This window comes from Pseudomonas sp. LBUM1674, assembly GCF_059695635.1.
Genome location: NZ_CP166779.1, coordinates 1,075,338 through 1,091,175 on the forward strand (window position 1 = coordinate 1,075,338; position 15,838 = coordinate 1,091,175).

General features: G+C 61.2%; 14 protein-coding genes. All 14 read left to right on the plus strand.

The genetic code is table 11. From position 1 onward, the window contains the following. Positions 1–240 precede the first annotated feature (240 nt). The 14 genes from ACA067_RS04950 (at position 241) to ACA067_RS05015 (ending at position 15,771) form a co-directional block, all read left to right on the plus strand. Positions 241–1,863, plus strand: a complete 1,623-nt coding sequence (locus ACA067_RS04950; protein WP_497460836.1) for a methyl-accepting chemotaxis protein — start codon at positions 241–243, stop codon at positions 1,861–1,863. Then, on the plus strand, positions 1,863–2,399 hold the full coding sequence (locus ACA067_RS04955; RefSeq protein ID WP_497460837.1) for a chemotaxis protein CheW: 537 nt from the start codon (positions 1,863–1,865) through the stop codon (positions 2,397–2,399). Before ACA067_RS04950 ends, ACA067_RS04955 begins: the two co-directional genes overlap by 1 nt. Further along, the gene (locus ACA067_RS04960; protein ID WP_497460838.1) at positions 2,396–3,664 is read left to right on the plus strand and encodes a CheR family methyltransferase; all 1,269 of its coding nucleotides are present in this window, start codon (positions 2,396–2,398) and stop codon (positions 3,662–3,664) included. The genes ACA067_RS04955 and ACA067_RS04960 overlap by 4 nt, the downstream gene beginning before the upstream one ends. Continuing rightward, positions 3,661–4,332 (plus strand): chemotaxis protein CheW, encoded by a 672-nt coding sequence (locus ACA067_RS04965; protein ID WP_497460839.1) that lies wholly within the window; start codon positions 3,661–3,663, stop codon positions 4,330–4,332. Before ACA067_RS04960 ends, ACA067_RS04965 begins: the two co-directional genes overlap by 4 nt. After that, positions 4,329–6,632: a hybrid sensor histidine kinase/response regulator gene (locus ACA067_RS04970; protein ID WP_497460840.1), complete on the plus strand. Its 2,304-nt coding sequence runs from the start codon at positions 4,329–4,331 to the stop codon at positions 6,630–6,632. Before ACA067_RS04965 ends, ACA067_RS04970 begins: the two co-directional genes overlap by 4 nt. Continuing rightward, positions 6,629–7,639: a chemotaxis response regulator protein-glutamate methylesterase gene (locus tag ACA067_RS04975; protein ID WP_497460841.1), complete on the plus strand. Its 1,011-nt coding sequence runs from the start codon at positions 6,629–6,631 to the stop codon at positions 7,637–7,639. The genes ACA067_RS04970 and ACA067_RS04975 overlap by 4 nt, the downstream gene beginning before the upstream one ends. Before the next feature lie 48 nt (positions 7,640–7,687). Next, positions 7,688–8,689, plus strand: coding sequence for a diguanylate cyclase (locus tag ACA067_RS04980; RefSeq protein ID WP_497460842.1), 1,002 nt, complete (start codon positions 7,688–7,690; stop codon positions 8,687–8,689). Between the two features lie 106 nt (positions 8,690–8,795). Continuing rightward, positions 8,796–9,891, plus strand: a protein-coding gene (prfB, locus tag ACA067_RS04985) for a peptide chain release factor 2 (protein WP_102136387.1) whose coding sequence is annotated in 2 segments (ribosomal slippage) — positions 8,796–8,867 and positions 8,869–9,891 — 1,095 coding nt in all. Because the reading frame shifts where the segments join, the coding sequence is not laid out codon by codon here. A 114-nt stretch (positions 9,892–10,005) separates the two neighbouring features. Further along, a complete protein-coding gene (lysS, locus tag ACA067_RS04990; protein ID WP_497460843.1) occupies positions 10,006–11,508 on the plus strand; it encodes a lysine--tRNA ligase in 1,503 nt (500 codons plus the stop codon). A gap of 102 nt (positions 11,509–11,610) precedes the next feature. Further along, complete coding sequence (locus tag ACA067_RS04995) at positions 11,611–12,327, plus strand: TetR/AcrR family transcriptional regulator (RefSeq protein ID WP_497460844.1); 717 nt, start codon at positions 11,611–11,613, stop codon at positions 12,325–12,327. A 158-nt stretch (positions 12,328–12,485) separates the two neighbouring features. Next, positions 12,486–13,040, plus strand: a complete 555-nt coding sequence (locus tag ACA067_RS05000; RefSeq protein ID WP_497460845.1) for a hypothetical protein — start codon at positions 12,486–12,488, stop codon at positions 13,038–13,040. A gap of 35 nt (positions 13,041–13,075) precedes the next feature. Further along, entirely contained in the window at positions 13,076–14,353 is a 1,278-nt protein-coding gene (locus ACA067_RS05005) for a flavohemoglobin expression-modulating QEGLA motif protein (protein WP_497460846.1), read from the plus strand. 177 nt (positions 14,354–14,530) lie between these two features. Next, the gene (locus ACA067_RS05010) at positions 14,531–15,445 is read left to right on the plus strand and encodes an alpha/beta hydrolase (RefSeq protein ID WP_497460847.1); all 915 of its coding nucleotides are present in this window, start codon (positions 14,531–14,533) and stop codon (positions 15,443–15,445) included. Continuing rightward, positions 15,442–15,771 (plus strand): PA3694 family proteiin, encoded by a 330-nt coding sequence (locus tag ACA067_RS05015; protein WP_497455470.1) that lies wholly within the window; start codon positions 15,442–15,444, stop codon positions 15,769–15,771. The genes ACA067_RS05010 and ACA067_RS05015 overlap by 4 nt, the downstream gene beginning before the upstream one ends. Positions 15,772–15,838 lie beyond the last annotated feature (67 nt).

Here is a 15,838-nt window from a genome sequence, read left to right on the forward strand (position 1 = left end):
CAAAGATCAACTGTGGGAGCGGGCTTGCCCGCGATGGCGGTTTGCGCTACACCACGCCCCTCACTGACCCATCTACGGTCCCTTTCTTGCAGATCGTCCTCGATAGAACACAAAACTCCCCTCTCAGACTCAATCCCGGCATTTACCCACCGCATTAGCAGAGCGACGTATCTGTTTTAATAATGAAACACCACCCTCGGCTATACTCCGCAGCATTTGGAAATACCTCGAGGACTGACTGTGAAGAACTGGACGTTGCGCCAACGGATCTTGGCGAGCTTTGCGGTAATTATCGCCATCATGTTGCTGATGGTCGTCGTCTCCTATTCACGGCTGTTGAAGATCGAGGCCAGCGAAGCCAGCGTTCGGGAAGATGCACTTCCCGGGGTGTATTACAGCTCGATGATTCGCGGTGCCTGGTCCGACAGCTACCTGCGGATCCAGGAAATGCTTGGCTTGAAGGAGGGGCAGGGCTTCAGTGCTGAGGATGCCGCCAGCTTCAAATCCTTCGAGTCTCGTCTGCAAGAGCAAATTGGTAACTACCGCAATACCGTCACCACGGAAGAAGACAAGGTCGAATTCGCCGCCTTCGAAAAACACAGTGAGAATTACCACAAGGTTCTGGCGGCGGTGCTCGACTTGCATCAGCGCAATGATGAAGTGCAAGCCATCAAGGTGTTCAACGAACAGCTAACCCCGACCTGGACCGCAGGTCGCATGAAACTCAATGACATCCTGCGCGAAAACAAAGCGGTGGCCGACCAGGACGTTGCGATCATCGATGACGCCGTCGTCACCGCAAAAGTCATCATGGGCATCTCCCTGCTGGTCGCGGTATTGGCCGCCGGAATCTGCGGTCTGCTGTTGATGCGCGCCATCATGGCGCCGATGAACCGGATCGTTGAAATACTCGAAATCATGCGTACCGGCGACCTCAGCCGTCGCCTGGACCTCGCCCGCAAGGACGAATTCGGCGCGGTGGAAACCGGCTTCAACGACATGATGGCCGAGCTGACATCCCTGGTGTCTCAGGCTCAGCGCTCGTCGGTGCAGGTCACCACCTCGGTGACCGAGATCGCCGCCACCTCCAAGCAACAGCAAGCCACCGCCACCGAAACCGCCGCCACCACCACGGAGATCGGTGCGACGTCCCGCGAGATCGCCGCCACGTCCCGCGACCTGGTGCGCACCATGACCGAAGTCTCCACCGCCGCCGATCAGGCCTCGGTGCTGGCCGGTTCCGGGCAACAAGGCCTGGCGCGGATGGAAGAGACCATGCACTCGGTCATGGGCGCAGCGGATCTGGTCAACGCCAAGCTGGCGATCCTCAATGAGAAGGCCGGCAACATCAATCAGGTGGTGGTGACCATCGTCAAAGTGGCCGACCAGACCAACCTGTTGTCGCTGAACGCCGCCATCGAAGCGGAAAAGGCCGGTGAATATGGCCGCGGGTTTGCCGTGGTGGCGACCGAAGTGCGCCGTCTGGCGGACCAGACCGCCGTCGCCACGTACGACATCGAACAGATGGTGCGCGAGATCCAGTCGGCCGTGTCGGCCGGGGTCATGGGCATGGACAAGTTTTCCGAAGAAGTACGCCGCGGCATGTCCGAGGTGCAGCAGGTCGGCGAACAGCTGTCGCAGATCATCCATCAGGTCCAGGCGCTGGCGCCGCGGGTGTTGATGGTCAACGAAGGCATGCAGGCCCAGGCCACGGGCGCGGAACAAATCAACCACGCGCTGGTGCAGCTGGGCGATGCCAGCAGCCAGACCGTCGAGTCCCTGCGCCAGGCCAGTTTTGCCATCGACGAACTGAGCCAGGTGGCCGTAGGGCTGCGTAGCGGCGTTTCGCGATTCAAAGTCTGATGAGCGAACCCACGGCCAAACGCACCGCCGTGAAGCCGGCGCTGCAATCATTGTTTCTGGTGTTCCGCATCGGCAACGAGCGCTATGCCTTGCAGGCCATCGAGGTAGCGGAAGTGCTGCCGCGCCTGCCGTTGAAACCGATTGCCAAGGCACCGGCCTGGGTGGCGGGGGTGTTCGCCTATCGCGGTTCGGTCGTGCCGGTGATCGACCTCAGCGCGCTGACGTTCGGTACACCTGCCCAGGCTCGCACCAGCACCCGATTGGTCCTGGTCAATTACCGTCCGGGGGAAACGATCCAGGCGCAATTGCTCGGGCTGATCCTGGAGCAGGCCACCGACACCTTGCGCTGCAACCCGGCAGATTTTCAGCCCTATGGCCTGGATAATCCCCAGGCGCCCTACCTCGGGCCTGTTCGCGAAGACGCGCAAGGGCTGCTGCAATGGGTCCGGGTCGCCGACCTGTTGAGCGAGCCGGTTCGCGCGCTGTTGTTTCCGTCACCGCCGCTGGATCTGGCGCTGCTTGAGGAGCGCCCATGAGCAGTGATCAACGGTTCTTCGATTTCCTCAAGGAACGCATCGGCCTCGACGTGACCTCGGTGGGCCCGGCGATCATCGAGCGTGCGGTGCGCCAGCGCAGCGCGGCCTGTCGAGCGCAGACGGCCGATGAGTACTGGCACACCCTGCAAGGCTCGCGGGATGAGCAGCAGGCGCTGATCGAAGCGGTGATCGTTCCCGAAACCTGGTTTTTCCGGTATCCGGAATCTTTCGTCACACTGGCGAAACTGGCCGCCAAGCGCCTGGGCGACATCAACAACATGCGCGCCCTGCGGATCCTCAGCCTGCCGTGCTCCACCGGTGAAGAACCGTATTCCATCGCCATGGCGCTGCTCGATGCCGGGTTCAAGCCGCACCAGTTCAAGGTCGAGGGCATGGACGTCAGTCCGCTGTCGGTGGAAAAAGCCAGGCGTGCGCGGTACGGCAAAAACTCATTTCGGGGTCAGGACCTCGAGTTTCGCGACCGGCATTTCACTGCCGAAAACGATGGCTATCGCCTCGGCGAGCGAGTGCTTGAACAAGTGCGCCTGCAGGTCGGCAATCTGCTGGATCCGGCCCTGGCCAATGAGCCGCCCTATGACTTCGTGTTCTGCCGCAACCTGTTGATCTATTTTGACCTGCCGACTCAACAGCAAGTGTTTGAAGTGCTCAAGCGTCTGACTCATGTTGACGGCGTGCTGTTCATCGGCCCCGCGGAGGGCAGTCTGTTGGGGCGTTTCGGCATGCGCTCGATCGGCATCCCGCAGTCCTTTGCGTTCAGTCGTCAGCGCGCACCGGAACCGGCGTCATTGGCGACTTTCGCGCCAACGCCGCTGCCCGTGCGTCAACCGGTGCGCAGCGTCACACCGCTGCCTGTTCGCAGCCGGCCGTTCGCGACGGTGGTGCCGCTGCCTGTCATGACCAAAACGGCCAACCCGGATGCCGCCGCACTGCTGGCGAACATCGCCGCACTGGCTAACGAAGGCAAAAGTGCCGAGGCCCGTGCTGCGTGCGAAAGCTATTTGCGCAGCCACGAACCGGTGGCCCAGGTCTTCTACTGGCTGGGGCTGCTCAGCGATGTCGCCGGCAATACCCTCCAGGCCCAGGGTTATTACCGCAAGGCGTTGTACCTCGAACCGCAACATCCCGACGCGTTGATGCACCTGGCGGCCTTGCTGCAATCCCAGGGCGACACCGCGGGTGCCAGGCGATTGCAGGCCCGCGCCGCCCGCAGCGAGCGCGCCGCTGACAGTGAGCGTAAACGATGATCGCTAGCCTTACCCATGAAGATGCCCAGGCCATCGACGACTGCTGGAACCGCATCGGTGTCCACGGCGACAAGTCCTGTCCGCTGCTGAGCGAGCACATTCACTGCCGCAACTGTGCGGTGTATTCGGCTGCCGCGACGCGCCTGCTCGACCGCTATGCATTGCAGCAGGATGATCGCGGGCAAGTGTCGACAGCGGTCGAGAGCGACGTGCAAACCCGTTCGCTGTTGATGTTCCGTCTTGGCGAAGAATGGTTGGGCCTGGCCACCCGCAGTCTGGTGGAAGTGGCGCCGCTGCAAGCGATCCACTCCTTGCCGCACCAGCGTTCCCGGGCCTTGCTCGGCGTGGCCAACGTGCGCGGAGCCCTGGTGGCATGCCTGTCCCTGGTCGAAATGCTGGGCCTCGATGGGACGGCTGGCGTGGCGTCCGGCGCGCGGGTCATGCCGCGGATGCTGATCATCGCCGCCCACGGCGGGCCGGTGGTGGTGCCGGTGGACGAGGTGGACGGGATCCATGCCATCGACGAGCGCATCCTCGAGGCGGCATCCCGATCCGGCACCCAGGCCAGCGCGAGGTACACCCGTGGTGTATTGCCATTCAAAGGTCGCAGCCTGCGTTGGCTGGATGAAGAACAGCTGCTGTCCGCCGTGACCCGGAGCCTTACATGACCCCAGAGCAATTGCGCGACTCCTCTTTGCTGGAGCTGTTCAGCCTGGAAGCCGAAGCCCAGACCCAAGTGCTGAGCGCCGGTCTGCTGGCGCTGGAGCGCGATCCGACCCAGGCCGATCATCTCGAGTCGTGCATGCGCGCGGCGCACTCGCTCAAGGGCGCCGCGCGGATCGTCGGTGTCGATGCAGGCGTCAGTGTTGCTCATGTGATGGAAGATTGTCTGGTCAGTGCGCAGGAAGGGCACTTGTATCTGCGCCCCGAGCACATCGATGCGTTATTGCAAGGCACCGATTTGCTGATGCGTATCGCAACGCCCGACAACAATCCGGGTCCTGCGGATATCGAGGCCTATGTTGCCTTGATGGCTCGATTGCTGGACCCGCTGGCGCTTGCCATGCCGATCAGCACCCCCATAGCGCCGTTCATGGCTGAGGATCTGCTGCCGGCCCCCAAGGTTGAACTGCCGATGCCGATGCCGGTGCCGGAAGTCGAACCACAACTCGCCGCATCCTTCGAGCAGGCACCCAAGGCCAGACGCGCCACCGAAAGCGGTGAGCGAGTCCTGCGGGTCACGGCCGAACGCTTGAACAGCCTGCTCGACTTGTCGAGCAAGTCGCTGGTGGAAACGCTGCGGCTCAAGCCGCACCTGGCGACCATGCAGCGCCTCAAGCGCATGCAGAACAATGGCCTGCGGGCCCTGGAAAACCTCAACGTGCATCTCAAGGAACATGCCTTGAGCCTGGAGGCCCGGGAAGCCCTCGACGATGCCCGCCGACTGTTGGCCGAATCCCAGCAATTGCTGGTGGAAAAAAACGCCGAGCTGGATGAGTTCGCCTGGCAGGCCAGTCAACGGGCGCAAGTGTTGTACGACACGGCGCTGGCGTGTCGCATGCGCCCGTTTGCCGATGTGTTGGCCGGGCAAGTGCGGATGGTCCGCGACCTTGGCCGTAGCCTGGGCAAGCAGGTGCGACTGGAGATCGAGGGCGAGAAAACCCAGGTTGATCGCGACGTCCTGGAAAAACTCGAAGCGCCGCTGACGCACCTGCTGCGCAATGCCGTGGACCACGGCATCGAATCCCCGGAACAGCGCCTGCTGGCCGGCAAACCGGCGGAAGGCCTGATCCGTCTGCGCGTCTCGCATCAGGCCGGACTGCTGGTGCTGGAGTTGAGCGATGACGGCAATGGCGTCGATCTGGAAAAGGTCCGGCGCAGCATTATCGAGCGACAATTATCCCCCGTTGAAACGGCTGCGCAGTTGAGCGAAGAGGAACTGCTGACGTTTTTGTTCCTGCCGGGTTTCAGCTTGCGGGACACGGTCACCGAAGTGTCCGGGCGCGGGGTCGGGCTGGACGCGGTGCAACACATGGTCCGGCAGTTGCGCGGCGCGGTGGTGCTGGAGCAAGCGGCGGGCGAGGGCAGCCATTTCCACCTCGAAGTGCCGCTGACCCTGTCGGTGGTGCGCAGCCTGGTGGTGGAAGTCGGTGACGAGGCTTATGCGTTTCCACTGGCTCACATCGAGCGCATGTGCGACCTGGAGCCGGCGGACATCGTGCAGGTCGAGGGCCGTCAGCACTTCTGGCACGAAGGCCGGCACGTCGGGCTGGTCGCCGCCAGCCAGCTATTGCAGCGCCCGGCGAGCCAGAACAGTCAGCAGACCCTCAAGGTGGTGGTGATTCGTGAACGCGAGGCGATCTACGGTGTGGCCGTCGAGCGTTTTATCGGCGAGCGGACATTGGTGGTCTTGCCGCTGGACGAACGACTGGGCAAGGTGCAGGACATTTCTGCCGGGGCCTTGCTCGACGACGGTTCGGTGGTGCTGATCGTCGACGTCGAAGACATGCTGCGTTCGGTCGACAAGCTGCTCAACACCGGGCGTCTGGAGCGTATCTCGCGACAGGGCAACCAGGTCGTCGAAGCCGCTCACAAACGGATCCTGGTGGTCGACGACTCGCTGACCGTTCGCGAGCTGCAACGCAAGTTGTTGCTCAATCGCGGGTATGACGTCGCCGTGGCGGTGGACGGCATGGATGGCTGGAACGCCCTGCGTTCGGAGGATTTCGATCTGCTGATCACCGATATCGATATGCCGCGCATGGACGGCATCGAACTGGTGTCTTTATTGCGCCGGGACAATCGCCTGCAATCCCTGCCGGTCATGGTGGTGTCCTATAAGGATCGCGAAGAAGACCGCCGTCGTGGACTGGACGCCGGAGCCGACTATTATCTAGCCAAAGCCAGTTTTCATGACGACGCCCTGCTTGATGCAGTGGTGGAGCTCATCGGAGGAGCGCGGGCATGAAGATAGCCATCGTCAACGACATGCCCATGGCGGTGGAGGCCCTGCGCCGCGCCCTGGCGTTCGAGCCGGCACACGAGGTGGTCTGGGTCGCCGGCAACGGGGCCGAGGCGGTGCAACGTTGCGCCGAATACACCCCGGATCTGATTCTGATGGACCTGATCATGCCGGTGATGGACGGCGTGGAAGCGACCCGGCGAATCATGGCCGAGACCCCTTGCGCGATCGTCATCGTCACGGTCGACCGCCAGCAGAATGTGCATCGGGTGTTCGAAGCCATGGGCTACGGCGCACTGGATGTCGTCGACACGCCGGCACTGGGTGCGGGTAACGCGCAGGACGCGGCCGCACCGCTGCTGCGCAAGATCATCAACATCGGTTGGCTGATCGGTGACCGGGGCCATCGAGAGCGAGCGGCCCCGAGCCTCTTGCGCAGCTCGGCTTCGCGTCAGCGCCTGATCGCCATCGGTTCGTCCGCGGGCGGGCCGGCGGCGCTGGAAGTATTGCTCAAGGGCCTGCCGCGCAATTTTTCGGCGGCTATCGTGCTGGTGCAGCATGTCGACCAGGTATTCGCCGCCGGCATGGCCGAATGGCTGAGCAGCGCCAGCGGCCTGAACGTGCGCCTGGCCCAGCAGGGCGAGCCGCCGCAGCCCGGTACGGTGTTGCTGGCCGGCACCAACCACCATATCCGCTTGTTGAAAAACGGCACGCTGGCCTACACCGCCGAACCGGTCAATGAAATCTATCGGCCCTCGATCGATGTGTTTTTCGAGAGCGTTGCCCATTACTGGAGCGGCGATGCCGTGGGTATTTTGTTGACCGGCATGGGGCGCGATGGCGCGCAGGGGCTTAAACTCATGCGCCAACAGGGCTACCTGACCATCGCCCAAGACCAATCCAGCAGCGCGGTGTACGGCATGCCGAAGGCAGCTGCCGCCATCGACGCTGCCGTAGAAATTCGTCCACTGGACAAGATCGCGCCACGATTGCTGGAAATTTTCGGCAAATGACTCTCTTTAACAGCAATCCCGGCCCAGGCAGTACTCAGGTGACCGCACATGAATGACTTACAGCTCGACGGTTCCAAAACCGACGAAAACGCCGCCATGGTGTTGTTGGTAGACGATCAGGCGATGATCGGCGAGGCGGTGCGCCGCGGCTTGTCGAATGAAGACAATATCGACTTCCACTTTTGCGCCGACCCGCACCAGGCCATCGCCCAGGCGATTCGCATCAAGCCGACGGTGATCCTGCAGGACCTGGTCATGCCCGGGCTCGATGGCCTGAGCCTGGTGCGCGAATACCGCAATCATCCGGCGACCAAGGATATTCCGATCATCGTCCTGTCGACCAAGGAAGAACCGCTGATCAAGAGCGCGGCGTTTGCGGCCGGGGCCAATGATTACCTGGTCAAGCTGCCGGACAACATCGAACTGGTGGCGCGCATTCGCTATCACTCGCGTTCCTACATGACCCTGCTGCAGCGTGACGCGGCGTACCGGGCGCTACGGGTCAGCCAGCAGCAATTGCTCGACACCAACCTGGTGCTGCAGCGCTTGATGAACTCCGACGGCCTGACCGGGCTGTCGAACCGCCGGCATTTCGATGAATACCTGGAGCTGGAGTGGCGCCGCTCGCTGCGTGACCAGAGTCAGCTGTCGTTGCTGATGATCGATGTCGACTATTTCAAGTCTTTCAACGACAGCTTCGGCCACCTGGACGGCGATGAAGCCCTGCGCAAGGTGGCCACGGCAATCCGTGACGCCAGCGCCCGGCCCTCGGACCTGCCAGCCCGTTACGGCGGCGAAGAATTCGCCCTGGTCCTGCCCAACACTTCGCCGGGCGGCGCGCGGCTGGTGGCGGAAAAACTCCGCCAGTCCGTGGCCGCACTGAAGATTGCGCACATTTCCCCGGTCGAAGGGTCGAGCCTGACCATCAGCATCGGCCTGTCGACGATCACGCCGCAGCAGGGCGGCGATTGCCGGCAGTTGATCCTGGCGGCGGACAAGGGGCTGTACCTGGCGAAGCACAATGGGCGTAATCAGGTGGGGATTGAATGAATCATAGGGTTCATTCGCCGCTAAAGCCGCCAGGCGGGCTGCCGTGACAGCCTGATTACGGTATACTCGCCGGCTTTCAAAAGTTCGCCAACGAGTGCTGCCCGCCATGGAAATCAACCCGATCCTTAACAGCATCAAGGACCTGTCCGAGCGCTCCGAAACTATTCGGGGGTATCTTTGACTACGATCAAAAGCATGAGCGTCTGACTGAAGTCAATCGCGAGCTTGAAGATCCGTCTGTCTGGAACAACCCGTCGTACGCTCAGGAACTGGGCCGCGAGCGGTCCCTGCTGGCTCAGATCGTCGAAACCCTCGACGAAATGCACAGTGGCCTGGCCGATGCCAAGGACCTGCTGCTGATGTCCGCCGAAGAAGAAGACCAGGCCGCCGTCGATGACGTCGCTGCCGAAGTCGAGCGTCTGCGCGAGTCCCTGGAAAAACTCGAATTCCGTCGTATGTTCAGCGGCGAGATGGATGCCAATAACGCCTACCTGGATATCCAGGCGGGCTCCGGCGGCACCGAGGCCCAGGACTGGGCCAACATCCTGCTGCGCATGTACCTGCGCTGGGCCGACAAGCGCGGCTTCGATGCGACCATCATGGAGCTGTCCGCCGGTGAAGTCGCCGGGATCAAGGGTGCTACCGTGCACATCAAGGGCGAATACGCCTTTGGCTGGCTGCGGACCGAAATCGGCGTGCACCGTCTGGTGCGCAAGAGCCCGTTCGATTCCGGCAACCGTCGTCACACCTCGTTCTCGGCCGTGTTCGTGTCGCCGGAAATCGATGACAACATCGAAATCGACATCAACCCGTCGGACCTGCGCATCGATACCTACCGCTCCTCCGGTGCCGGTGGTCAACACGTAAACACCACCGACTCGGCCGTACGTATCACCCACGTACCGTCCAACACTGTGGTCAGCTGCCAGAACGAACGCTCCCAGCACGCCAACAAAGACACCGCGATGAAAATGCTGCGGGCGCGCTTGTACGAGCAGGAAGTGCAGAAGCGCAACGCTGCCTCGCAAGCCCTGGAAGACACCAAGTCGGACATCGGCTGGGGTCACCAGATTCGCTCCTACGTGCTCGATGCGTCGCGAATCAAGGATTTGCGCACCAACATCGAACGCAGCGACTGCGACAAGGTGCTTGACGGCGACATCGACGACTACCTGATAGCGAGCCTGAAACAAGGCCTGTAAGACATGCGATACAGGATCGGCTGACACAGCGCGATCCCTGTAGGAGCCGGCTTGCCGGCGATCCCCGGGCCGCAGGCCTGGGGGCAACGAACCTGTGATGGAATATTTAAAGACATGAGCGACCTACAACTCGACCCGCAAGCCCTGCAACAGGAAGAAAACTCCCTGATCGCCCTGCGCAAGGAAAAGCTGGCTGCCGAGCGCGCCAAGGGCAATGCCTTCCCGAATGACTTCCGCCGTGACAACTACTGCGAAGATTTGCAGAAGCAATACGCGGACAAGACCAAGGAAGAGCTGGCAGAGGCTGCAATCCCGGTCAAGGTTGCCGGTCGCATCATGCTCAACCGTGGTTCGTTCATGGTGATCCAGGACATGTCCGGGCGGATTCAGGTTTACGTCAACCGTAAAACCCTGTCCGAAGAAACCCTGGCGGCGGTGAAAACCTGGGACATGGGCGACATCATCGCCGCTGAAGGTACCCTGGCCCGTTCCGGCAAAGGCGACCTGTACGTCGAAATGACCCACGTGCGCCTGCTGACCAAATCCCTGCGTCCGCTGCCGGACAAGCACCACGGCCTGACCGACACCGAGCAGCGCTATCGCCAGCGCTACGTTGACCTGATCGTCAACGAAGACGTGCGCCAGACGTTCCGCGTGCGTTCGCAAGTGATTGCGCACATCCGCAGCTTCCTGATGCAGCGTGACTTCCTCGAAGTCGAAACGCCAATGTTGCAAACCATCCCGGGTGGCGCGGCGGCCAAGCCGTTCGAGACTCACCACAATGCGCTGGACATGGAAATGTTCCTGCGTATCGCACCGGAGCTGTACCTCAAGCGCCTCGTTGTCGGCGGCTTCGAGAAAGTGTTCGAGATCAACCGCAACTTCCGTAACGAAGGCGTTTCGACTCGGCACAACCCTGAGTTCACCATGTTGGAGTTCTACCAGGCTTACGCCGACTACGAAGACAACATGGACCTGACCGAAGAACTGTTCCGCGAACTGGCGCAGCTGGTCCTGGGCAGCACCGACGTGCCTTACGGCGACAAAGTGTTCCACTTCGGCGAACCGTTCGTGCGTCTGTCGGTGTTCGACTCGATCCTCAAATACAACCCTGAGTTGACCGCTGACGACCTGAACGACATCGACAAGGCCCGCGCCATCGCCAAGAAGGCCGGGGCCAAGGTGCTGGGCTTCGAAGGTCTGGGCAAGCTGCAGGTGATGATTTTCGAAGAGCTGGTCGAGCACAAGCTGGAGCAGCCGCACTTCATCACTCAGTACCCGTTCGAAGTGTCGCCGCTGGCCCGTCGCAACGACGAGAACCCGAACGTCACCGACCGTTTCGAGCTGTTCATCGGCGGCCGTGAAATCGCCAACGCCTATTCCGAGTTGAACGACGCGGAAGACCAGGCCGAGCGCTTCATGGCGCAGGTGGCCGACAAGGACGCCGGCGACGACGAAGCCATGCACTACGACGCCGACTTCGTTCGCGCGCTGGAGTACGGCATGCCGCCAACGGCCGGTGAAGGGATCGGCATCGACCGCCTGGTGATGCTGCTGACCAACTCCCCGTCGATCCGCGACGTGATCCTGTTCCCGCACATGCGGCCGCAAGCGTAAGTGTTTCAATTAAAAAGCCGCCCGAAATGGGCGGCTTTTTATTGCCTGTCTGGTACAAACGTATCAATTGGTTACTTTTGAATTAAGAGAGGAATACCTGTCGTGAACCGTGCAATGGCTCAAGAGGGAGCAGCGGGTATCGCCACTGCGGTCGCTGAAAGTGTTCAGTACCAGGGTCGCAAGGCCAGCCGGCAGGGCAGCGAGCAGCGTCGACAGGACATTCTCGATGCGGCGATGCGCATTGTCGTGCGCGATGGCGTGCGGGCCGTACGGCATCGTGCGGTGGCCGCCGAGGCCGGAGTGCCGCTGTCGGCCACCACTTACTACTTCAAGGATATCGATGACCTGCTCACCGATACCTTCGCCCAATACGTGGAGCGCAGCGCGGCATTCATGGCCAAGTTGTGGGCCAGCAATGAAGGCCTGCTGCGTGAGATGGTCGCCTATGGCGATGGCAGTCCCGAGTCCCGTTCACAACTGGCAGACGACATTGCGCGGCTGACGTCCGACTATGTTCATCGTCAACTGCAGAACCGTCGCGAACACTTGATGGCCGAGCAGGCATTCCGCCAGGAGGCGTTGTTGAACCCGCGCCTGGCGAAGCTGGTGCGCTCGCACCAGCAAATTCTGCTGCAGGGCACCTGCCACTTTTTCGAGGTATTGGGTTCCCGCGAGCCACAACAGGATGCCAAAGTGTTGACGGCGATTATCGGACGGATGGAATATCAGGGCCTGCTCAACGACGCCGAGCCTGCCGCCGAAGCCGAAATGCTCGGTATCCTCACGCGGTATATGCACCTGGTACTGGCGTCGGTGTAATCCCCTTTGGGAATCCACACCCCTGTGGGAGCGAGCTTGCTCGCGATGACGGTTTATCATTCGACATCCATGTCGCCTGACACACCGCTATCGCGAGCAAGCTCGCTCCCACAGGGTAAGTGGCCACTTGAGGTCCGCGTGTTCATAGGGAGTGTTGAATGAAAGCCTGGCGTGTCGTTGTGATCGCCTTGTCGTTCCTGCTGCTCAGTGGCTGTCTGGTGACTTTCAAGGAGCCGCTGCCTGCCAGCGACCCCGCGCCCAAAGGGTTGCTCGGCAAATGGACCAGCACCAACGCCTGGGGCGAACCGATGAACCTGGAATTGACACGCATCAGTGCCAATCGCTATCAGGCGGTCAGCTATTTCAAGGCCAAACCCCGGGAGCGCGAAGCCTATCCCTTCACGGTATCGCGCCATGGCAGCCGCTGGTATCTGTCAGCGAAGGTACCGGCGCAGTTCGGCGGACATTTCATCATCGCCGGATTCGAACTCACCGATAAGCAGGAACTGGTGGTCTACAGCCTCGACCTCGAGCAGATCAACCAGGCCCTGGGGCAGAAAGTCCTCAGCGGCGAAGGCTTCCAGACTGACGATGGCGATGGCGTGCTGATCAACACCGGCATGAACCAGGTGTTCGCCTACCTCGATGATCCGGCCAATTCCGATGTGTTCGTCGAGGCGGTGCGCTATCAGCGCCTGGCCAAAGCCAAATAACCCAGCACGTAACGGTTTTTCTACAGGAGTTTCGGGTGGACGATTACCAGCAGTCGATACGCATTTTATCCGATCGCATTGTGCTGGCACAGACGCCGATTCGCGTCCTCGATGCGGTCAAGTGGGACGACACCATTCGCAAGGGTTTCCTCAAGGCCAAGGGCAAGGAAATGCCGGCAGTGGACCGCGATTATTACTTGAACCGGCCGCTGTCCTTCGACTCCAGCAAAGTGAAGCTGGAATTCCAGAACATCGAACGCGACATCACCCGTCAGCTCGGCCAGTTCAACCCGGTTGGCCAGATCATGCGCCGCATGTGCAAGGAATACCGCATGGTGGTGCGCATGCTCGAAGCGCGTGGCACCGAGGATTTCGGCCTGATTTCCCAGGAACTGTATGGCGCCGCGTCCGACGCATTCCATGCGGGCGACCCGACCCTGTCCGACCTGGGCCTGATGCTCTCCGATTACCTGAACAACATCGACGGCCGCGGAGACCTCAAAGACGAACCGAAGACCCTCACCGCCAAGGACGCCGTGGATTTATTGCAAACCCGGTTAAGCAAGGTGTTTGGCGAGGCCGAGGACACCATTCGGGTGTTCGAGTCCGACGGCATCGTGGCCGATGCGGCGGCCGGCGCCGACTACATCAAGATCCGCACCGACGCGATGTTCAACGAGCGTGACGTGCGCGCCCTGGAAGTCCACGAAGGGCTGGTGCATGTGGGCACCACGCTCAATGGTCTGAACCAGCCAATCTGCACCTTCCTGTCCAAGGGCCCACCGTCGTCGACGGTGACCCAGGAAGGCCTGGCGATCCTGATGGAAATCATCGCCTTCGCCTCTTACCCGAGTCGCCTGCGCAAACTCACCAACCGCACCCGTGCCATTCATATGGTGGAGGAGGGCGCCGACTTCCTGCAGATCTTCGAGTTCTTCCGCGAGCAGGGCTTCGAAATGGCCGAAAGCTATGGCAACGCCAGTCGCGTGTTCCGCGGTTCGGTGCCGACAGGCCTGCCATTTACCAAAGACTTGTCCTACCTCAAGGGCTTTATCATGGTCTACAACTACATTCAGTTGGCCGTGCGTAAGGGCAAGCTGGAGCAGATACCGCTGTTGTTTTGCGGCAAGACCACGCTGGAAGACATGCGCACCTTGCGTCAGCTGGTGGATGAAGGATTGGTCGTGCCGCCCAAATACTTGCCGGAGCAGTTCCGTGACATGAACGCGCTGTCGGCGTGGATGTGCTTCTCCAACTTCCTCAATCACCTGAGCCTGGACCGGATCGAGGCGGATTACTCCAATATCCTCTAAGGCTGACGACATTCCCTGTGGGAGCGAGCTTGCTCCGGGCGGCGTTCCGACGATAGCGGTGTGCCAGGCGACATCAATGCTGAATGTCTAACCGCCATCGCGAGCAAGCTCGCTCCCACAGGTCGCTCATTTTCCACAAGATCGTATTCCAACCCCATTTCTGCGAGGTTTCATCGGATGAGAATCCTCGGCATCGTCTGCCTTCTCCTGACCTTGGGCGGTTGCAGCTCTTTGCTGTTCTACCCCGAGCCAGGCCAACTGTTCACCCCGGAAAAAGCCCGACTCGAATTCCGCGACGTCACCCTCACCACCGCCGACGGCATCAGGCTGCACGGTTGGTGGCTGCCGGCAAAAAAAGGCGTCGAGCTCAAAGGCACAGTGCTGCACCTGCACGGCAATGGCGGCAATCTGCCCATGCATCTTGGGGGAAGTTGGTGGCTGCCGAAGCAGGGCTATCAAGTGCTGCTGGTGGACTATCGCGGTTATGGCCTGTCCGAAGGCGAGCCGAGCCTGCCAGCGATCTATCAGGACATCGACGCCGCATTCAAATGGCTCGACCGGGCCCCCGAGGTCCAGGGCAAGCCGCTGATCCTGCTGGGCCAGAGCCTTGGCGGTTCGATGGCCGTGCATTACCTGGTTCAGCACCCCGAACGCCAGAAACAACTCAAGGCTGTTGTCCTCGACGGCGTGCCCGCCAGTTACCGCAGCGTCGGCCGGTTTGCCCTGAGCAATTCATGGCTGTTCTGGGCGTTCCAGGTGCCACTGTCGTGGCTGGTACCGGACGGCGACAGCGCCATCCACTCGATGGCACAACTCAATGGCGTGCCGAAACTGATCTATCACAGCATCGACGATCCGATCGTGCCTCTTTCCAACGGCATCCGTCTGTATCAAGCTGCGCCGCCGCCGCGGGTGCTGCAACTGACCCGTGGTGGTCACGTGCAGACATTCGCCGACCCGGTCTGGCGCCAAGTCATGCTGCGCTATCTCGACGATCCGCAGCATTTCAACGGCCTGCGCCGCCTGGGCGAGATACCGAATTACCCGGCAGCCCCGAATTCCGAAGATGAACCACCAGAGAGTCCGCAATGAGTGAAGAACGTAACGCCATCCCGCTGATCATCACCGGTATCTGCAGCATCCTCGGCACCGTCGGCGCCCTGTGGTGGTATGGCTACCTGCACTTTGCCAAACCGGAAGATGCGCTGCTGCTCAGCGACTTCACCCTGCTCAAGACCGTGCCCGGCGAAGACTACAAGGTCTCCCTGGAACCGGCCGCGCAAGTGGCCCAATGCATCGATGGCGTGCTGGTGATGTTCGACACCGAACAGAAAGGCCTGAGCGGTGTGCTGGTCAACAACAAGAAAAAAGCCGTGCGGTGCATCGGACAGGAAACGCCGCAGAAACTCGAGCAATAACCCCGGTCTGGAGTCACAGAAGATCCAGTGTGGGAGCGAGCTTGCTCGCGATGGCGGTGTAACAGCC